Consider the following 18708-nt stretch of genomic DNA (forward strand, 5'->3'; position numbering starts at 1 on the left):
TGACCACCATGCCATGCCGGCCACCCTGCCAGGAAAACCTGACAGCGGCGGTCGGGTTTTCAGCGGATCTCGAAGCCGAGCGCCTGGGCGATCACGACCGCCTGCTCCGCGTCGATCACCGCGCGGGCCCGCTCCACCACCGTGGGGTCGAGCGCCGTCAGGTCGCTGCCCCGCAGGTCCGCCTTCGAGAGCCGGGAGCTGTGCAGCTGCGCGGCGGACAGGTCGACACCGGTCACGGTGGCGCCGGTCAGGTCGGCGCCCGTGAGGTCGACCTCCCGCATCCGCACGTCGGTGATCCGCACGCCGCGCAGGTCGGCGCCGGGCAGGGCGACGAACGACCAGTCCCCACCGGCGACCGTCAACGGCCGCAGGTCGCACTGGGCGAAGGTGCTGCCGACCAGCTTGCAGCCGGTGAACTCGGCCTCGAAGAGGTTGCACCGCTGGAAGGTGCAGCGGGTGAAGGCCGAGTCGGTGTGCCGGGAGGCGTTGAACCGCACGTTGCCGAACGTGCACCCGTCGAAGATCGCACCCTGGCTCGTGGCCTCGGTGAGGTCGACGTGGAAGAACGAGCAGCGGACGAAGTGCCGGTCGCCCAGCTCCTCGCCGTACCAGTCCTCGTGGCGGAAGGTGGCGTCCTCGGTCGGCTCCGGCATCGGGCCAGGCTACAAGCGGGCACCGACAGGTGTGGGCGGCGCCTCTTCCCCGCCCCACGGGGCGGCTAGTACGTTCGGCGGCGTGAGTGTGGCGCGGAGCATCGACCCGGACCAGATCGGCTTCGACCCGGCGCGCCTGGCGCGGATCGACGAGCACTTCGGCAGGTACGTCGACGACGGCCGGCTCGCCGGCTGGCAGGCGGTCGTGACCCGGCGCGGGGAGGTGGTCCACTCCGCGACGTACGGGCTGCGGGACCGGGAGGCGGGGCTCCCCGTCGAGCCGGACACGCTGTGGCGGATCTACTCGATGACCAAGCCGGTCACCTCGGTGGCGGCCATGATGCTCTGGGAGGAAGGCCGCTTCGAGCTGACCGACGAGATCAGCCGGTGGCTGCCCGAGTTCGCCGACGTCCGCGTCTACGCCAAGGGCTCGACGCTCAAGCCGTACACGGTGCCGGCCGTCGAGCCGATCCGGGTGTGGCACCTGCTCACCCACACGGCCGGCCTCACGTACGGCTTCATGCAGACCTCGGTGGTCGACGGGCTCTACCGGGCCGCCGGGTACGACCTCTACCCGCCGGCGGACGTCGACCTGGCCGGCGCCTGCGCGGCCATCGCCCGGCTGCCGCTGCTCTTCCAGCCCGGCACGGCCTGGGGCTACTCCGTCGCCACCGACGTGCTGGGCCGACTCGTCGAGGTGGTCTCCGGCCAGAGCCTGGACGCCTTCCTCGCCGACCGGATCTTCCGGCCGCTCGGCATGACCGACACCCACTGGTACGTCGACGACGAGGCGACGTCCCGCCTCGCGGCGCTGTACGCGCCCGACCCGCGCACCGGTCAGGCCATGCGGTACGACCAGCTCGGCGCCCTGGCACACCAGAAGCCGACCTTCCTCTCCGGCGGTGGCGGCCTCATCTGCTCCGCCGCCGACTACCACCGGTTCACCCAGATGCTGCTGCGCGGCGGCGAGCTGGACGGCGTACGCCTGCTCGGCTCGCGCACGGTGCGCTTCATGACCCGTAACCACCTGCCCGGCGGCCAGGACCTGGGCGCCCTCTCCACCGGCGGGTTCGCCGAGAGCATCTTCGACGGGGTGGGCTTCGGGCTCGGCTTCGCGGTGGTCCAGGACCCGATCCCCAGCCGGGTGCCGAGCAGCGTCGGCGAGTACTACTGGGGCGGCGTGGCGAGCACGGCGTTCTGGATCGACCCGGTCGAGGAGATCACCGCCCTCTTCTTCACCCAGCTGATGCCCTCCAGCACCCATCCGATCCGGCCGCAGCTGCGCCAGCTCGTCTACTCGGCGCTGGTCGACTGAGGCCGCCGGCTTCTTCGGGTAACGCCCACCGGCCGGCCGGGCCGGTCAATAGCCTGATGCCATGAGCAGCATCGTGGTGTTCGGCGCGGGTGGCACCGCCGGCTCCCGGGTCACCGCGGAGGCGGTCGACCGGGGGCACCGGGTCATCGCGGCGGTCCGCCGGCCCGAGGCCACCTCCTACCTGCCCGACGGCGTGCGGGTGGTGACCGGCGACGCCACCAGCGACCGCAGCGTCCGGGAGCTGGCCCCGGAGGCGGACGTGCTGGTGGTGGCGATCGGCGGGGGCGAGCGGGGGCTCTGGCTCGACGCCGCGCGGACGCTGGTCACCACGCTGCGGGGGATGCCGGACGCGCCCCGGATCATCCACCTGGGCGGCGGGTCGACGCTGCTCACCCCGAAGGGGACGCGCTACCTGGACGAGCCGGACTTCCCCGAGGCGTACCGGGACTCGGCGCAGGGCCAGGCCGACGCCCTCGACTACTACCGCACCCAGGCGGACGGGGTGACCTGGACCTACGTCTCCCCGCCGCCGCTGGAGTTCCATCCGGGCGAGCGGACCGGGCACTACCGCACGGGCACGGACCAGCCGGTCACCGACGCGCAGGGCCGGTCGGTGCTCACGTACGAGGACCTGGCGGTGGCGATCGTCGACGAGATCGAGAACCCGCGGCACGAGAACACGCGGTTCACGGTGGCCTACTGAACGGGCCCGGAGGGCGGTGGCCTCAGTCGGCGAGGCGGGCGGGGAAGCCGCCGGTGGCGATGGGGCCCCAGCTGTCGATGGTCACGCGGATCAGCGACTTGCCCTGCCGCACCATGGCGGCGCGGTACTCGTCCCAGTCGGGGTGCTCACCGGAGATGCAGCGGAAGTACTCGACCAGCGGTTCGAGCGCGTCGGGCAGGTCCAGCACCTCGGCCGTGCCGTCGATCTGCACCCACGGCCCGTTCCACTCGTCGGAGAGCACGCAGGCGGAGACCCGCGGATCGCGGCGCACGTTGGTCACCTTGGCCCGCTCGGGATAGGTCGAGATCACCAGCCGGCCGGCGGTGTCGACGCCGGCCGTGACGGGCGAGGACTGGGGCCGCCCGTCGGCCCGGGTGGTCATCAGCACGACGCGGTGCCGGGGCCGGAGGAACTCGATCAGGCCGTCACGGTCGACCCGGGTGTTCGTCGCGATGCTGCGTGCCACGGCTCGTTTCTACCAGGCACGGCGCGGGCCGGGCCGCCGGCCCTCGTCAGTGGGGCCGCGGGGCGGCCCGGTCGACCGCCTGCTGGGTCGGCACCCGGGGCCGTACGGCCGGCCGCCAGGCGCGGCCGTTGGCATAGATGACGCGGAAGCCCAGGTACGACGCGAGCGGCGCCCAGTGCGCGGATCCCATCCGCAGTTCCGCGGCGTTGTGCCGCTGCCCGTTGGCGAGCACGTCGAGCAGCACGGTTTCGAACGCCGCCGATTCCACCCAGTCCACGTCGCGGGTGAAACCGCAGATCAGAGCCGCTCCGGTGACGTCGAGGAATTCCCGCAGGGCGGCGTCGGAGGCGCGCAGCACCGAGCAGCTGCCGAAGTAGAGGCGCCGCCCCTCGCACCGGCCGGCCATCAGTTCGGCGACGTCGGAGAGTTCGACGGAGTTCCAGTCGGTGAGGCAGAGCCGGCTCGGCTCACCGTGCATGGCGAAGAAGCCGACCCGGTGGTCGGCGTACTGCTTGAGCAGCCAGCGGTCGAGGAAGTAGAACAGCTCGTCCCGCGTGGCCGCGTCCTTGTGGATGAAGCGGATCTTGCCCAGCCGTTCGAGCAGTTCCAGCGTGGGCAGCACCGAACCGCGCTCGTTGAGGTCGCGGTGCCACTGACCCTCGACGCAGAAGACGCCTCCCCGCGCCACGTCCACCTCCCCCGCGTCCGACCCGCGCTGACGTTACCGGCTCCCCCGGCCCCGGGAACATCACCCTCGGTGGCACTGTTCGCGACGTTCGGTGCGTTTTCGCGCCACTCGTGGCACGGGATCCACGAGTGGCTGTTTCACGAATCAGCTCGATTCGCAGCTAATACTCAGCAATCGCAAATCACGAGGACGATTCTCGTTTATCGCCACCAAGCGGCCCGACAGGTGTCAGGGTGGAAATCGCGGGACGTCCTGGTCGATGTCCTGAAGGCCACCCCATTCACGCTCCTATCGGGAGGACTTCTGTGCGCGTAAACACCCTGAAGCGTGCTGCCGTCGCCGTTGCCCTGGCCCTGCCGGGCGCCGCGATCGCCGCGGTGGTCGCCGCGCCAGCGGCCCATGCCGACGGCTGCTACACGTGGACCCGCAACCTCTACCAGGGGCGGTCCGGCGCCGACGTCCGCGAGTTGCAGGTCCGGGTCGCCGGCTGGGCCGGCAACCGGGACATCGTCGAGACCGACGGCATCTTCGGCCCGAAGACCGCCGCCGCCGTCCGCCGCTTCCAGCAGGCGTACGGGCTGAAGGTGGACGGCATCGCCGGCCCGGAGACGTACGCGAAGCTCTACGACCTCCAGGACAACGACTGCACGCCGCGGCACTTCAGCTACAGCGAACTGGACGACGGCTGCGGCCGGGGCGGGTGGAGCGGGGGCCCGCTCTCGGCCAGCCAGACCCGGCAGAACGCGCTGCACACCATGTGGAAGCTGGAGGCGCTGCGCCGCAAACTCGGCGACAAGCCGCTCTACGTCACCAGCGGCTTCCGCAGCCACACCTGCAACGACCAGGTGGGCGGGGCGTCGGACAGCCAGCACCTCTACGGCACCGCCGCCGACGTGGTGTCCCGCACGTCGTCACTCTGCGACGTGGCCCGCACCGCACGTGGCAACGGCTTCAGCGGGATCTTCGGCCCCGGCTACCCCGACCACGACGACCACGTGCACGTGGACTCACGCCGGGAGAACAACAGCGACGGCATCCCGAACGGGACGAGCTGGTCGGCGCCCGACTGCGGGGTGCGCTGACGCCGCCCCTCACCGGTGCGACGCCGGCCCGGCGCGGGTGCCACCCGCGCCGGGCCGGCGTCTCCTGCCCCGGGCCGGCAGGGGGACCGCTCAGCTCGCCCGGGGCCAGCGCGGCGCGGTGGCGGGGGGAGCCACCGGCCGGCCGGAGCCGGCGGGCACCACCGGGCGTACGCCGGGCGGCACGACCCGGGGGGCCTGACTGCGGGCGGGCGGACCGCCGGCGCCGTCGACGGGACGGCGGGCCACGTAGGGCGCCGGCCGGTCGGCGCGCGCCGGGTAGGGCACCGGCCGGTCGGGACGCGCCGGCCCGGTGGCGGTGAACGGGAACGGCACGTGCACGAACGGGTTGCCGTGCCGGATCAGCGCGTCGACCTGCCGGTCGTTGAGCCCGTGCGCCAGCAGGACCCGCCGGCCCCACCGGTGCAGTCGGCACGGGAACGCCGCCCCGTCGTTGCGGCACTTCGGGCCGGCCGGCCACTCCTCCGCGGCGTGCACCACCACCGCCCGTACCGCGAGCCGGACGTCCTCGGGGGTCAGCGACGCCGGCAGCGGCACCTCCCCCAGCACCTGGTCGATGGGATCCGTCGACTGCTCACCATCACGCACGGCAGGCCTCCCACGAGTTCGGCAGCGGTGCGGCGGGTCCGCCGCACCCGCATCCTCGGCCAGTGGTACGGCGGGCGCCGGCCGAAAGTTCAACGGCGGCGGGCGGCCGGGCAGGGGCGGCTCAGACCAGGCCGGCGTCGTGCACGAGCAGCGCCACCTGCACCCGGTTGTTGAGGTCGAGCCGGGTCAGCAGCCGCGAGACGTACGCCTTCACGGTGGCCACGCTCATGTGCAGCTCCGCGGCGATCTCGGCGTTGGTCCGGCCCTGGCCGAGCGCGACGGCGACCTCCCGCTCCCGCTCGCTGAGCCCGGCGAGCAGCCGCAGTGCCCGCTCGCGGCGCGGGTCCGGCCCGGCCGCGGCGGGCGCGGCACCGGTGACGTGCGCGATCAACGTACGCGTCACGGCGGGCGACAGCGTCGCCTCGCCGGCGGCGACCCGCCGCACCGCACGGACGATCTCCGCGGGCGGCGTGTCCTTCAGCAGGAAGCCGGCGGCGCCCGCGCGCAGCGCGCGCAGCACCTGCTCGTCGGCGTGGAACGTGGTCAGCACGAGCACCTCCGGCGGATCGGGCAGCGCCCGCAGCGCCTCGGTCGCGGCCAGCCCGTCCGTCCGGGGCATCCGGATGTCCATGAGCACGACGTCCGGCCGGCCCGCCTCGACCGCGGCCGGCACCTCACCGCCGTCGGCGGCCTCCCCCACCACCCGCACGTCCGGCACACCGCCGAGGATCATCGACAACCCGGCCCGGACCAGCGGGTCGTCGTCGACGATCAGCACGCGCACCGGCTCGCCGCTGGGCACCCGGCCGTCGCCACCCGGCCCGCCGCGCACCGACCCGGCGCTCCCCCGGTCCGCGCCGGCCGGGTCCGGCGCCGTCACGCCGGCCACGGCAGCCACGCCGCCAGCCGGAAGTCGCCGCTGTCGTCCCGCCCGTACTCCAGCCGCCCGCCGGCCAGGGTCACCCGTTCGGTGATGCCGACCAGGCCGGTGCCGGTGCCGGGGATCTGCCCGTCGGCGGGCCCGCCGACGGGCCAGCGGTTGCGGATCTCGACGGTGAGTCCGGCGCCCGGCTCGCCGGCCACCCCGACGGTGACCGCCGCGCCCGGCGCGTGCTTGCGGGCGTTGGTCAGCCCCTCCTGCACGATCCGGTACGCGCTGCGCCCGATCGCCGCGGGCACCGCCTCCGGTGCGCCGACCAGGTCGGCGACGTTGACCCGGACACCCGCCGCCCGCGACTCCTCGATCAGCGAGGGCAGGTCGGCGAGGGTGGGCTGCGGGCGCTCCGGGTCCTCCTCGCCGCCGCCCTCCGCGCGCAGCACCCCGATCACCTCGCGCAGGTCCTGCAACGCCGAGTGGGCGCTGCCACGGATCACGGCCGCCGCCTTCGCCACCTCCTCCGGCGGCGCGTCGGGCCGGAACTCCAGCGCACCGGCGTGCAGGCTGAGCAGCGAGATCCGGTGCGCCAGCACGTCGTGCATCTCCCGCGCGATCCGGGTCCGCTCCAGCTGGCGGGCCTGCGCCACCCGCAACTGCTGCTCCGCCTCGGCCCGCTCGGCGCGCTCCCGCAGCGACACCACGAGCTGCCGGCGGGCGCGGACGAACATCCCCCAGGCCAGCACCGTCACGCTGAGCACGACACCCCAGACGGTGGACACCCAGTACGGCATGTCCGGCTCGGGGCGCAGGTAGGAGAAGAGGAAGTTCGTGCACAGCCCCGCCGCGGTGATCGCCAGCGCCACCGCCGTACGCCGGTGCACCACCACGGTGAAGTAGAGGATCAGCAGCGGGATCGCCCCGGCCATCGAGAACGCGGTCAACGGCAGGGTCGCCACCGCGAGCCCCAGCGGCCAGCGGCGCCGGAACCAGAGCAGCACGCAGCAGGCCAGGCCGATCAGCGCGTCCGCCGCGATCATCCAGTCGTGCGGCAGCCGGGGGGCGAGCTCCGGATCGGGCGTGGTCGCGTCCGCCGTCACGAACAGGACCCAGAGCAGGGAGATCAGGAACGCGACGCCGTCGACGATCCAGTCGCGGGTGGTGCGCCGGGGGCCCACGCGGACCTGGTCGGTGGGCACGGCCAACGCCCCGGGCAGCAGCCAGGGGTGGTCGGGCACGACGGCGCTCGTCACGCGCCCATGCTAGGCAGCGCCGGCGGCGGGCAACCAGCTACCAAAGTCGAGAGCCTCGCGTAGACCAAGGTCGGCGCGATCGCCGACCGCCGGCCGCTGCGGGTGTCCGGGCGGCGCGCGCAGGCTGAACGGCATGATCAGCGTGGAGCACCTCAGCAAGCGCTACGGCCGGCACGCCGCCGTCGACGACGTGTCGTTCCGCTGCGAACCGGGCACGGTGACCGGGTTCCTCGGGCCGAACGGCGCCGGCAAGTCCACCACCATGCGGATGATCTGCGGGCTGACCCCGCCGACCGCGGGCCGGGCCACGGTGGCCGGGCGGCGCTACCGCGACCTGCCCAACCCGGGACGCGAGGTCGGTGTGCTGCTGGACGCCTCCGCCCAGCACGCCGGGCGTACCGGCCGCGAGGCGCTGGCCGTCGCGGCGTCGACCATGGGGCTGGACCGGCGGGAGGTCGCCGCGAAGCTCGACCTCGTCGGGCTCGACGCGGCGGCGGCGAAGCGGCGGGTCCGGGCGTACTCGCTCGGCATGCGGCAACGGCTCGGCATCGCGCTGGCCCTGCTGGGCGACCCGCGCGTGCTGATCCTCGACGAGCCGGCGAACGGGCTCGACCCGGAGGGGATCTTCTGGATGCGCGGGTTGCTGCGCGACTTCGCCGACCGGGGCGGCACCGTGCTGCTCTCCTCCCACCTGCTGCGCGAGGTGGAGGCGGTCGCGGACCGGCTGGTGGTGATCGGGGGCGGCCGGATCGTGGCCCAGGGGGACAAGAGCGAGTTGCTCGCCGGCGGCGGCACCCTGGTGCGCGCCCGGGACACCGGGGCGCTGCGGCGCGCGCTCGACGCCGCCGGCCTGGCGGCCCGCGACAGCGCGGACGGGCTGCTCGTCCCCGCCGAGACCGAGGCCGTCGGGCAGGCCGCCGCGGACGCGGGCGTCGCGCTGGCCGAGCTGCGCCCGGCCGACGGCCGCCTGGAGCAGCTCTTCCTCACCCTCACCGCCGAGTCGACCAAGGAGACCGGGAAGTGACCACCACGACCGCACCCGCCGCGACCACCGTCGAGCCCGGTCGCCGCCCGGGCGTACGGCGGCCGTCCCTGCTCCGGCTCACCGGCGTGGAGCTGCGCAAGCTCACCGACACCCGCGCCGGACTCTGGCTGCTGGTCACGATCGGCCTGACGACCGCCGTCATCGTGACCCTCCAGCTCGTCTACGCCGACGCCGAGGACCAGACGTACGCCTCGTTCTTCGTGCCGTCACTGCTGCCGGTGGGGCTGCTCCTGCCGGTGCTGGGCATCCTGTCCATCACCGCCGAGCGGTCGCAGCGGACGGCGCTCGTCACGTACGCCCTGGTGCCGCGCCGGGAGCGGGTGATCGTCGCGAAGCTCGCCGCCGTCGTGCTGGCCGCGCCGGCGTCGGTGCTGACCAGCCTCGCGGTGGCCGCGATCGGCACGCTCGTCTCCGGCGCGACCGGCGGTGCGGGCCGGTGGGAGTTCGACGAGGCGCTGCTGCTGAACGCGATCGTCTTCCAGGTCGCCAACGTGCTGATGGGCGCCGGGTTCGGCCTGCTGCTGCTCAACACGCCGCTCGCCATCGTGGCCTACCTGCTGCTGCCCACCGTGTGGTCGATCGTCGGCGAGCTGGTCCCGGCGCTGCACCGCCCGGCCGGCTGGCTGGACACCGGACGCACGATGGAGCCGCTCTTCAGCACCTCGTTGGACGCCGACCAGTGGGCCCGGTTGGGGGTGTCACTGCTCGTGTGGCTCGTCGTGCCGATCGTCGTCGGTGTGATCCGTACGCTGCGGCGCGAGGTGGCCTGACATGACGGCCGACTCCCGCACCACCGTCCACGGCGGGGCGGCGGAACTCGTCCTCATGTGGGGCGGCTTCCCGCTGGTCGGCGCCGGAGCCGGCTGGCTGCTCGCCGCCGGGGCAGGCTGGGTCGCCGACCTGCCCTGGGCGCCGCTGCAGGGCCTGTTCGAGACGCTGTCCCGGCTGCCGGAGCCGCACGTCACCGTCGGCGCGACGGCGGTGGGCGCGGTGGCCGGGCTGGTGCTGGCCGGGGTCGGCACGGCCGAACGGCTCACCGTCACCGTCGACCGCGAGCGGGCCGCCCTGCGGTGCGACGGGCGGCGGCAGGAGGTGCCCCGGCGGGACGTCCGGGTCGTCCTGCTCGACGGCCGGGACCTCGTGCTGCTCGACGCGGACGGCGGCGAACTGGCCCGGGAACGCTCCGACCTGGACGCCGACCGGCTGCGGTCGGCGTTCCGGGCGCACGGGTGGCCGTGGTCGGACGAGGACCCGTACCGCGGCGCGTTCCGGCTCTGGGTGCCCGACCTGCCCGGCCTGCCGGCGGGCGCCGACCCGCTGCTGCGGGCCCGGGCCCGGGCGGTCGAGCGGAACCGCCACGGGGACGCCCGGGAGCTGCGCCGCGAACTGGGCCGGCTCGGCGTGGTGGTCCGCGACGAGGAGCGCCGGCAGTACTGGCGGCTCACGGCGCGGGCCGTCCGCCCCGACGCGGACCAACCGCCGATGGTCGAGACCGATCCCCGCTGACGCCGCCGCCGGCCAGGGTCAGGGACATCTCGGCTCGCGGCCGGTCGGGGGCCTGGCGGGCCGGCGGACGGCGGCTGACGAACCCCCGCGCACCCGGCGGAGGGCGGCCCTCAGCTTCCCGGCGCGACGGACGGCGGCACCGGGCCGGGGCGGGCGGGAGGCTCGTCCCGCAGGGCCGGCGGGCGGGCCAGCAGCAGCGACATCCCGAGGCCGGCGAGCAGTCCGGCGAGGGAGTACAGGAGGTCGGAGTCGGCGGCGTTGATGGCGGGGTTGCCGGCCAGCGCCGTGAACGGCGCGCCGACGCGGAGGACCAGCGTGACGAGGCCGGCCACGAGCACCATCCCCATCGGACCGACGAGCCCCGCGATGGCGGCGAGCAGGTGGCGACCCCAGTCCGGGCGGCCGTCCGGCCAGTCCCACGCCAGCAGACTCAGCCCGACGATGAGGACCGCACCGACGGCGACCTGCGGCAGCGTCCGCTGCACGGGTTCGACGGCACGCACCCATCCGACGCCCAGCACGCCGACGGCCGACAACCCGAGCGCCAGCCAGGATCGGACCCGCACCTGCGCGGGCGCCGCCGCCAACGCGGCCACGACGGCCGCCACGACCAGCAGAGCGCCGGTGGCGAAGGCGGCCGGGTTCAGCTCCGGCTCCCGGTCGGTGGGCGACTCGATGGTCGCGACCACCGCCGCCAGCACGCCGGCCACGCAGGCGGCCGTCGCGAGCACCCGCCGCCGCGGCGCGGCGACGGGTGTGCCGCGGTGCCGGCGTACGAGCACGGTGGCGAGCGCGGCGAGCGCGACGCAGCCGGCCACGGCGAGGAGCACGGTGGCGGCGACATCCGTCGGGTCGGCCCGGTCGACCGCCAGGTCGGCGGCCACCCAGGCCGCACCGAGCAGCACGGCCGGACGGCTCCAGCGCCGGTCGCCCCGTCCCGCGACGACCAACCCGACCACGACCGCCACGATCGTGGCGAAGCGCAGGTCCCGCGCCCAGTAGGTGTTGTTCCCCGGCGAGATCTGCGACCACGGGGCGCCCGGCTCGGTGAGGGGTTGCAGGACGGTCATGTTGACCGCCCAGAGCACGGCGGCGACCGCCGCGATGAGCAGTCCGCCCGGGCGCGCGAGTCGCATCGGGACAGGGTATGCCGCTCGCCGGACGCGCGCTGCCCCCGTGCGTGCCGCCACGCGGCGGGGCCCGGTGGGCCGTGGAGGGCGGCGCGAGCGCGGTCGGCGGCGTCAGGCGCCGTCGCCCGGCCGCACGGTCGCCCGGCCCGGCCCGCGCGGCTCGGGGCGGCCCACCGACGCCAGCAGCGCGTCGAGCGCGTCGGCACCGGCCCAGCCGTTGACCGCGACGCCGCCCGCGGCGTCGACGGTGACCTCGATCCGGTCGGGGGTGCGGGACACCGCGTCGAGCAGGTGTGGGAAGCGGTCGTCGAGCAGGACGAACTCCTGGTTGGTCGAGCCCACCCAGGGACGCGCGGTGTCGATCAGATCCCGCCGGAACGGGCCGGCGACGAGCAGGTCCGTCTGGTCGAGCAGGGCCGCCACGTCGTCCCGCCCGGCGTCGGCCGCACGCCGCAGTTGGGCGTGGGTGTAGCCGGAGAAGGTCATCACCGAGCGGCCCGCGGAGCGGACGGCGGCGGCGACGGCGGCCAGCGGGGCGGCCTGGTCGAACGGCTCCCCGCCCAGCAGGGTCAGTCCCTCGGTGCCGGCGTCGAGCACGCGGCGGGCCAGCTCCGCGGGGGCCACGCGCTCACCGCCCCGGAAACTCCACAGGTGCGGGTTGAAGCACCCGGGGCAGCGGATGGCGCAGCCCTGCACCCAGATCGCCGTCCGCTCGCCGGGGCCCTCCGCGCGGGTCGCCGCGAGGAAGCGCGCCACCGCGACCGTGTCCGCCCGGCTGGGACGCGGCGCGGGCTGGTCGTCCGGACCACCGGCGCGCGCGGTCCCTACCGCCCGGGCTTCGGCGCGCGCAGGCCCGCCGGTCCCGCCCGCGGCGCGCGCGGAGCCGTCAGACATCCAGGACGCGCCCGTGCGGGAGCTGTCCGGGGGCCGGTGGCGCGGGCGGGGCGCAGACCAGGACGTCGCGCAGGCGCGCGTACTCGTGCGGGGCGAGGTTGGCGGCGGCGGCGAACTCCGCGAGGCTGCCGAACCCGCCGCGCCGCTCCCGTTCGCCGACCACCTGCGCGGCGCGCGCCGCGTCGAAGCCGGGCAGCGACGCCAGCTCGTGCGGTCCCGCGGCGTTGACGTCCAGCGGGTTGGTGGGACGCTGCTGCGACGGCACGGGTGGCGGAGCGGCGGGCGGCACCGGCGCCGCGACGGGTCCGGCCGCGAAGTAGCCGCCGGGGTGCGCCGCGAGGGTCGGGTCCGCCGGCGGCGCGCCGTACGCGTACGTCGGGTCGGCCGGCGGCGGGTTCGTGGCCCCGGCCGGCGGATAGGCCGGCGACACGACCGGCGGGTAGCCCGGCGACACGGGCGCGTACCCGCCGGAGGTCGGCGCGACCGCTGCCGGGCCGGCGGGGAACGCGGCCCCCGGCGGCGGCGCGAGCGTCCCGGGCGGGTACGGACCGCCCGGCCACGGCACGGCGGTCGGCTGCTGGTACCAGGGGCGGTGACCGGCCCGCCACCGCAGCCAGGACGAGTTGATCAGCGCGGCGTGCAGGATGCCGCCCGCCCAGACCGCCAGGAGCAGACCCACGGCCCAGTCGCTGACGGCGCTCTCCTGGTCGGACTCGCCGACCAGGATGAAGGAGCCCCAGCCGAGCACGGTGTAGACGATGCCGGGAACCCACCAGGCCGCCCGCCGCGTGCGGATGCCGACGTAGAGGAAGCCGAAGCCGCCAAGGCAGCCGAAGCCGAGCAACGGCAGCAGCAGCCACCAACTGTGCAGGACCCGCCATCCCAGCGTCACGGACGGGCCCGGCACGGGCTGGTGCCAGCCGTGGTCAGGCGCGCTCGACATCGTGTTCCTCCCGGTGGACGGTCGCCGCGCCCCGGGCGTGGTCGGCGGTGTACGCGCTGCTCACCGTCTGGGCGGCCAGCAGATCCTCCAGCACGGTGACGTAGTCGAGGCACCGGTCGCCCAGCAGCCCCCGGGTCTCCGCGCTCACCACGCCCTCGCTGCTCACGGTGACGACGATGCGCGGCTGTCCGTCCATCACGACCGGCCCTCGACGGCGAACACCAGCCGTACGCTCGCGTCCTCGGTGACCTCCTCGGACTCCAGCCGCAGGCCGGCGGCGGGCGCCTGCGCGCGCAGCCGTTCGAGCACGGCGCGCTGGACCTGCCGCCCGTACGCGGCGTCGACCGCCCCCACGATCTCGACGGCACGCCGCTCGTCGACGTCACCGGTGAAGTGCGCCGACCAGATGCCGTCGTCGCCGCGCTGGAACACCGCGCGTACGCCCGCCCAGTCCGCGGTGATCGCGTCCCGGTCGGCGGCGACCACCGCGGCGGTGTCGGCCAGCGCGGCGGTGAGCAGGGACTCGTCGCGCATCCGGGTCTGCACCTGGCACACCACGCGACCCTCCTCGTCCCGCCCGGCGGTGGCGCCGTGTGCGGCGGCCACGGCGGCCACCGCCAGCGGCAGGAGTATCAGCGAGACGCTCATCGGCCCCCTCCCCTTCCCGTGGATCCACACACTAGAACTCGACCGCCCGTCCGCCGTGTCCCCGCTGCGGCGGGGCACCCGGCCGGCCGTCACCGGCGCCGGGGCGTCCACCGAGGTCCCAGTCCTCCGCGGCGGTCGCGGCGACGGCGCGGGTGTCTGCCCAGGACCGGATGGCGTCGATCCGCTCGGCCTGCGTGACGCTGAGCGGCACCATGGCGGCCAGCGCGCGGACCAGGTCGTCGCGGCGCAGGGGACGCCGTTCGGCGTACGCGTCGAAGAGCGCGGCGACGACCGCCTGCTCGATCTCCGCCCCCGAGTAGCCCTCGCTGAACGCGGCGAGCTCGGTGAGGAGCGCGTCGTCGACGGCCAGGTCACCGGCGACGGCCGGGTTGCGCAGCCGACGGGTGAGGTGGACCCGCCAGATGGAGGCGCGCTCGACGCGGGTCGGCAGGTCGACGAAGAAGATCTCGTCGAAGCGCCCCTTGCGCAGCAGTTCGGGGGGAAGCCTCTCGAAGTCGTTGGCGGTCGCGATGACGAACACCGGGCGGGTCTTCTCCTGCATCCAGGTCAGGAACGAGCCGAAGACCCGGGCGGAGGTGCCGGAGTCGCCGCTGCGGTCGGCGAACCCCTTCTCGATCTCGTCGACCCAGAGCACGCAGGGCGCGGTCGCCTCGGCGGTCCGGATCGCGGTACGCATGTTCTGCTCGCTGGACCCGACCAGCCCGGCGAAGACGCGGCCGACGTCCAGCCGCAGCAGGGGCAGGCCCCAGGCCGCGGAGACGGCCTTCGCGGTCAGCGACTTGCCGCAGCCGGGCACGCCGGTGATGAGCACTCCGCGGGGTGCGGGCAGCCCGTACGCGGCGGCCTCGGCGAGCCACGAGCCGTCACGCTTGGCCAGCCACCGTTTGAGGTTCTCCAGCCCGCCGACGTCGGCGAGGTCGACGGCGGCGTCGACGAACTCCAGCAGCCCGGACTTGCGGACCGTCTGGCGTTTCTCCTCGTGCACCACCGAGAGGTCGTGCGCGTCGAGCACGCCGTCGTTGACCATCGCGCGGGCGAAGGCGTTCTCCGCCTCGTGCAGGGTCAGCCCGAGCGCGGCCTTGGCGAACCGCTCGCGGCCGAGGTCGTCCAGGGCCATGCGGATCCGGCCGCTGCCGGAGTTGGCGGCGATGATGGCGTCCAGCACCTGCCGGATCTCCGCCTCGGTGGGCAGCGGGAAGTCGACGATCGTGACGTCCTTCTCCAGCTCGGGCGGGATCTGCAGTACCGGGGAGACCAGCAGCAGGGTCCGCGGCACCGGGCCGGCCTTGAACGCCGCCGCCAGGTCACGCAGGCGACGGACCACGCCGGCGTTGCCGGGCCGGTCAGCGCCGCCGTGCGCCGGGTGCAGGTCCTTGAAGACGAGCAGGCTCGGCTCGTCGATCCGCAGGGCGGCGTCGAGCGCGTCCGCCGGCTCGGTGGTGCCCTTGCGGGCGGTCCCGTCGGGCTGCACCAGGCCGGTCGTCACCGACCAGGTCCAGACGGCCCGGGGCGTACGGACCAGCGTCGCGTCGCGGGCCACGGCGGACACCTCGGCGATGACGCGCTGCTCCTCGAACGACTCGATGTAGAGCACCGGGAAGCGCGCCTTGAGCAGTTGGGCCAGCGCGTCCCGGAACGCCACCGCCACGTCGATCCCCTCCCCCCACAGGCGCTCGAGCTGGGCAGACTCTAACAGTCGCCATGATCGAACAAGGGGCACGCGAACGGCCGGCGGGCCCGCACCGTTCGTCGGTGCGGGCCCGCCGGATCGGGTCGTGCTACCGGCCGTTGCCGGTGTTCCGGACGCCGAACGTGTAGTCCGCGTCGAGGAACGTGAGGTCGCCGGTCGGCAGGTTGGAGATCAGGACGGCGAAGTCGTCCTGGTTGCCGTTGGCGCACTTCGTGTTCAGACCGCTGGCCGTGAACTGGTCACCGGTGAACCGGTAGACCCAGTTGCCGGCGCCGTCGGTCGTCTCCCCCGCCGAGGTGGTGCCCGGCGTGAGGTCGCAGTGCGCGACGACCTGGACGGTCCAGTTGTTGTCCTGGGCGCCGGTGGTGGTGAACCAGTCGCCGGCCGGCGAGGACAGCGTGGCGTCCGCGCCGTTGACCCGCACGTCGTCGACGAACCACCCGGTGTCGAGGTACGCGGCGTCGGTCGAGTAGCGGAACCGGACGTCGGTGGCGCCGGCCGGCAGGTCGGCGGTGAGGTGCACGTAGACCGGGTCGTCCACGAAGTACTCGCCGCCGGAGGTGCCGGTCAGGCCGTTGCCCTCCTCGTTGTTGCCGTGCGGGTTGTCGTCGGTGGTGACGACCTGCCCGGCGTCGTCGCGCAGCGGGACGGTCACCCACTGGCCGCCCACCAGGGCCTCGACGAAGCCGTAGTCCCAGCCCTCCTCGATGAAGTTCCAGCTCCAGAAGTCCAGCGAGGTGACCGGGCCGGAGGTGTCGACGTCGAGGACGTTGTCCGACTGGCTCTCGTAGCCGGCGTACCAGTGGGTCGTGCCGGTGTGCGGGGCGATCACCGTCTCGTCGTCGCCGTCGAAGGCGAGGGCGACGGTCGGGCCGGGGTTGCGGAACCGCTCGACCGACATGCCGAACGGCACGGCGGTGGTGTCGGGCCGGTTCTTCAGCCGGGCCCACTTGGCCTCCGGCGTGGCGCCCTGGTAGCTGCCGCGACCGCCCCAGTACACGTCGTCGGCGATGTCGATGGTCCAGGACGTGTCGGCCGGGTCGCCGAAGTTGAACGCCTTGATGTCGTAGACCGGCGAGTCCTCGTCGTCCAGGTAGACGGCCACCGACCAGTCCCGGAACAGCTGCTCGGCGCTGCGCAGGTTCGCGCCGGTCGCCGAGTTGAACCGGTTGATGGCGTTCTGCACGCCGACCATGCCGTCGGCCTGCTCCTCGAAGATCATCTTGATGAGCAGGTCGCCGCCCGCGGCGTCGTACTGCTTGTCCGGCGTGAAGGTCCCGTCACCGTTGCCGCCGGCCTGCTCCCACAGGTACTGGAAGTAGGTGAACGCCGCACCGTAGTTGGCCAGCGTGCCGCCCCAGCGGGTCAGCGACGTCTCCTCGTAGAAGACCTGCTGGTTCGACAGGTGCGAGCCGCCCGCGTCCAGGCCGTTGAGGAAGATCGCGAAGTCCGCGAGACCCTCGTCGACCCAGGAGAGCTCGCCCGGGTCGCTGTAGTTGTGCAGCAGGTGCTCCAACTCGTGGGCGACGGTGCCCTCGTACAGCTCGGGGCGGTCGTTGGCCGGGTCGTCGTCGCGCCACGGGGCGTCGTTCGGACCCACCCGGTTCGCCCAGTCGAGGGCGTCGACGACGATGACGTTCATGCCGTTGCTCTCGATGAAGTCGGGCGCGAAGTACCCGGCCGTGTACGAGGTGACGGCGCAGTCGTAGTACGCCTCGTCCTGGATGTTGTAGAGGACCATCACGAGGGAGTCGCTGGCCGGCTCGTCCGGGTCGGCCGCGTCCATCAGGCCGAAGTGCTCCTCGTCCACGGCGACGATCTGGTTGGCGAGCTTGTCGCCGACGTAGTCGATCTGCGCCTGGGTGAGGGTGAACTGCGCCGCCGTGGCGGTGGCGCAGGGGGTGAACTCGTCGCCCGGGTTGTGGTCGAACTGCGGGTCGAGGCTGGCGACACCGGCGGGCACCGAGCCGTCCAGTGGCGTGCCGACCGGCACGTAGATGTAGACCGGGGTGCCGTCGGGGGTGGTGTTGGCGTACACCCGGGTGAAGTCCTGGTTGTACGTCCCACCCGCCGCGCTGTCGTTGATGGGCAGCGTGATGGTCGGCTCGCCGGGAAGGTTCTCGTGGTCGTTCGCCTGTGCCGGGGTCGAGACCGTGAAGGCGAGCGCCGTCACGCCCGCCGCCACGGCCGCGAACCGGCTCGGTCGTCTCATTCGCACGCGGCTGTGCCTCCTGCCGAGTGAGGCTGGGTTGCAACACCCAACCATTGATCCAACAACTTGGATGTAACGTTTCCGGCCCCGGTGACGCTGCACCGAAACCGCCCCTGAGCTGGGGTTTCGCTCCACAGCAGACCACTTCGGACGATGAGTTGCGAAGGACCGTCAGGTCACAGGTGCATCACGAAGAGACGGTGGTCGAGGCGCCGGACGGAGGAGGGCCGGGTCGGCGTACCGGTCACCTCCGGCCACGCCCGGCCGAACTTCCCGGCCCCGCCGGGAGGCTGCTCCCGTGCCTCCCGGGAAGCCCGGGCGACAGCCTTGCCGCAGATCGCTCGGAGGGAGACACGATGCGTACGGTGGTTCATCGCCTGGCACGGGTGCCGTTGGGAACGGTCGGCCTGGTGATCGTCGTGTGCGCGGCCATGGCGGCCGTGCACGTGCTGCTGGTCCGGCACGTCCACGAGACCGGCGGGGAGGAGTGGCCCCAGTGGGTGGCCCGGTTGACCATCGAGTCGTACTGGGGGCTGCTGCCGTTGGCGTTCCTGGCGCTGTGGGCGCGGGTGCGGGAACGGGCCGGGCTGCCCGGCCGGATCGGTGCGGCGCTGATGGCGCTCGGCCCCGTCGCCGCGCTGCTCATCACGGTCGCCGCCATCGTCTGGGGCGGCATCCTGGGCCGCGGCGACCTTCCCGAGTCGGTGATGTCGTTGGAGCTGCTCTTCTACGGCATGATGCTCGGCGTGCTGGTGACCGGTGCGGCGTTCCTGCGTCTCGCCGGACACCGCCTGTGGGGCGTGATGCTGATCGCCGGCCTGCTCGCGGACTTCGTGATGCCGCTGGCGCTGTCCGCGGTCTACGTGGTCTTCGGCGTCGTGCTGGTGGCCGACGCCGTCCGCACGGCCCGCTGCGGAGGCACCACGCCGGCCGCCGAGCCCGCGCACTGAACGGAGGG

At 74.0% G+C, this 18708-nt stretch carries 20 protein-coding genes; 7 read left to right on the forward strand and 13 right to left on the reverse strand.

Annotated elements, in window-relative coordinates:
• Nucleotides 1–59 precede the first annotated feature (59 nt).
• The gene (locus OG994_RS19115) at nucleotides 60–653 is read right to left on the reverse strand and encodes a pentapeptide repeat-containing protein (protein WP_120329976.1); all 594 of its coding nucleotides are present in this window, start codon (nucleotides 651–653) and stop codon (nucleotides 60–62) included.
• 82 nt (nucleotides 654–735) lie between these two features.
• On the opposite strand from OG994_RS19115, the gene OG994_RS19120 reads away from it, so the two are divergent.
• Together OG994_RS19120 and OG994_RS19125 are read left to right on the forward strand one after the other, a co-directional pair.
• The gene (locus tag OG994_RS19120) at nucleotides 736–1968 is read left to right on the forward strand and encodes a serine hydrolase domain-containing protein (protein ID WP_328850498.1); all 1233 of its coding nucleotides are present in this window, start codon (nucleotides 736–738) and stop codon (nucleotides 1966–1968) included.
• Nucleotides 1969–2029: 61 nt separating this feature from the next.
• On the forward strand, nucleotides 2030–2671 hold the full coding sequence (locus OG994_RS19125; protein ID WP_120329978.1) for an NAD(P)-dependent oxidoreductase: 642 nt from the start codon (nucleotides 2030–2032) through the stop codon (nucleotides 2669–2671).
• Between the two features lie 22 nt (nucleotides 2672–2693).
• On the opposite strand, the gene OG994_RS19130 is transcribed toward OG994_RS19125, so the two are convergent.
• Both OG994_RS19130 and OG994_RS19135 read right to left on the reverse strand, forming a co-directional pair.
• The gene (locus tag OG994_RS19130; protein ID WP_120329979.1) at nucleotides 2694–3158 is read right to left on the reverse strand and encodes a PPOX class F420-dependent oxidoreductase; all 465 of its coding nucleotides are present in this window, start codon (nucleotides 3156–3158) and stop codon (nucleotides 2694–2696) included.
• Between the two features lie 46 nt (nucleotides 3159–3204).
• Complete coding sequence (locus OG994_RS19135) at nucleotides 3205–3846, reverse strand: DUF6642 family protein (protein ID WP_328850499.1); 642 nt, start codon at nucleotides 3844–3846, stop codon at nucleotides 3205–3207.
• Nucleotides 3847–4151: 305 nt separating this feature from the next.
• Between OG994_RS19135 and OG994_RS19140 the strand changes: the two genes are divergently transcribed.
• Nucleotides 4152–4928, forward strand: coding sequence for a D-Ala-D-Ala carboxypeptidase family metallohydrolase (locus OG994_RS19140; RefSeq protein WP_328850500.1), 777 nt, complete (start codon nucleotides 4152–4154; stop codon nucleotides 4926–4928).
• 90 nt (nucleotides 4929–5018) lie between these two features.
• On the opposite strand, the gene OG994_RS19145 is transcribed toward OG994_RS19140, so the two are convergent.
• The 3 genes from OG994_RS19145 to OG994_RS19155 all read right to left on the reverse strand — a co-directional run bounded on the left by OG994_RS19145 (nucleotide 5019) and on the right by OG994_RS19155 (nucleotide 7661).
• Complete coding sequence (locus OG994_RS19145; RefSeq protein WP_328850501.1) at nucleotides 5019–5534, reverse strand: hypothetical protein; 516 nt, start codon at nucleotides 5532–5534, stop codon at nucleotides 5019–5021.
• A 121-nt stretch (nucleotides 5535–5655) separates the two neighbouring features.
• Nucleotides 5656–6432, reverse strand: coding sequence for a response regulator transcription factor (locus tag OG994_RS19150; protein ID WP_328850502.1), 777 nt, complete (start codon nucleotides 6430–6432; stop codon nucleotides 5656–5658).
• Nucleotides 6411–7661 (reverse strand): sensor histidine kinase, encoded by a 1251-nt coding sequence (locus tag OG994_RS19155; protein WP_328850503.1) that lies wholly within the window; start codon nucleotides 7659–7661, stop codon nucleotides 6411–6413. The genes OG994_RS19150 and OG994_RS19155 overlap by 22 nt, the downstream gene beginning before the upstream one ends.
• Nucleotides 7662–7794: 133 nt before the next feature.
• Here OG994_RS19155 and OG994_RS19160 point away from each other — a divergent pair, with 133 nt between their 5' ends.
• Genes OG994_RS19160 through OG994_RS19170 form a run of 3 tightly spaced genes read left to right on the forward strand, consistent with a single transcriptional unit; the run spans nucleotide 7795 to nucleotide 10212 of the window.
• A complete protein-coding gene (locus OG994_RS19160) occupies nucleotides 7795–8685 on the forward strand; it encodes an ABC transporter ATP-binding protein (protein WP_120329984.1) in 891 nt (296 codons plus the stop codon).
• A complete protein-coding gene (locus tag OG994_RS19165; protein WP_407942539.1) occupies nucleotides 8682–9476 on the forward strand; it encodes an ABC transporter permease in 795 nt (264 codons plus the stop codon). Before OG994_RS19160 ends, OG994_RS19165 begins: the two co-directional genes overlap by 4 nt.
• A 1-nt stretch (nucleotide 9477) precedes the next feature.
• Nucleotides 9478–10212 carry a YqeB family protein gene (locus OG994_RS19170; protein WP_328850504.1) on the forward strand — a complete coding sequence of 245 codons (735 nt, stop codon included), beginning with the start codon at nucleotides 9478–9480 and terminating at the stop codon, nucleotides 10210–10212.
• A 110-nt stretch (nucleotides 10213–10322) separates the two neighbouring features.
• Here the strand turns inward: OG994_RS19170 and OG994_RS19175 are convergent, their stop codons facing one another.
• From OG994_RS19175 to OG994_RS19205, 7 genes are all read right to left on the reverse strand, one after another.
• On the reverse strand, nucleotides 10323–11348 hold the full coding sequence (locus OG994_RS19175; protein WP_328850505.1) for a hypothetical protein: 1026 nt from the start codon (nucleotides 11346–11348) through the stop codon (nucleotides 10323–10325).
• Nucleotides 11349–11453: 105 nt separating this feature from the next.
• Nucleotides 11454–12098, reverse strand: coding sequence for a 4Fe-4S single cluster domain-containing protein (locus OG994_RS19180; RefSeq protein ID WP_328850506.1), 645 nt, complete (start codon nucleotides 12096–12098; stop codon nucleotides 11454–11456).
• Between the two features lie 130 nt (nucleotides 12099–12228).
• On the reverse strand, nucleotides 12229–13179 hold the full coding sequence (locus OG994_RS19185; RefSeq protein ID WP_328850507.1) for a helix-hairpin-helix domain-containing protein: 951 nt from the start codon (nucleotides 13177–13179) through the stop codon (nucleotides 12229–12231).
• Complete coding sequence (locus OG994_RS19190; RefSeq protein WP_328850508.1) at nucleotides 13163–13345, reverse strand: DUF2997 domain-containing protein; 183 nt, start codon at nucleotides 13343–13345, stop codon at nucleotides 13163–13165. The genes OG994_RS19185 and OG994_RS19190 overlap by 17 nt, the downstream gene beginning before the upstream one ends.
• A 29-nt stretch (nucleotides 13346–13374) precedes the next feature.
• On the reverse strand, nucleotides 13375–13827 hold the full coding sequence (locus OG994_RS19195; RefSeq protein ID WP_328850509.1) for a hypothetical protein: 453 nt from the start codon (nucleotides 13825–13827) through the stop codon (nucleotides 13375–13377).
• Between the two features lie 31 nt (nucleotides 13828–13858).
• Nucleotides 13859–15496, reverse strand: coding sequence for an AAA family ATPase (locus OG994_RS19200; RefSeq protein ID WP_328850510.1), 1638 nt, complete (start codon nucleotides 15494–15496; stop codon nucleotides 13859–13861).
• Nucleotides 15497–15626: 130 nt separating this feature from the next.
• Nucleotides 15627–17750: a hypothetical protein gene (locus OG994_RS19205; RefSeq protein ID WP_328853750.1), complete on the reverse strand. Its 2124-nt coding sequence runs from the start codon at nucleotides 17748–17750 to the stop codon at nucleotides 15627–15629.
• A 356-nt stretch (nucleotides 17751–18106) separates the two neighbouring features.
• Here OG994_RS19205 and OG994_RS19210 point away from each other — a divergent pair, with 356 nt between their 5' ends.
• Nucleotides 18107–18700 (forward strand): hypothetical protein, encoded by a 594-nt coding sequence (locus OG994_RS19210; protein WP_328850511.1) that lies wholly within the window; start codon nucleotides 18107–18109, stop codon nucleotides 18698–18700.
• Nucleotides 18701–18708 lie beyond the last annotated feature (8 nt).

Source organism: Micromonospora globbae (assembly GCF_036184225.1).
Lineage (GTDB): Bacteria > Actinomycetota > Actinomycetes > Mycobacteriales > Micromonosporaceae > Micromonospora > Micromonospora globbae.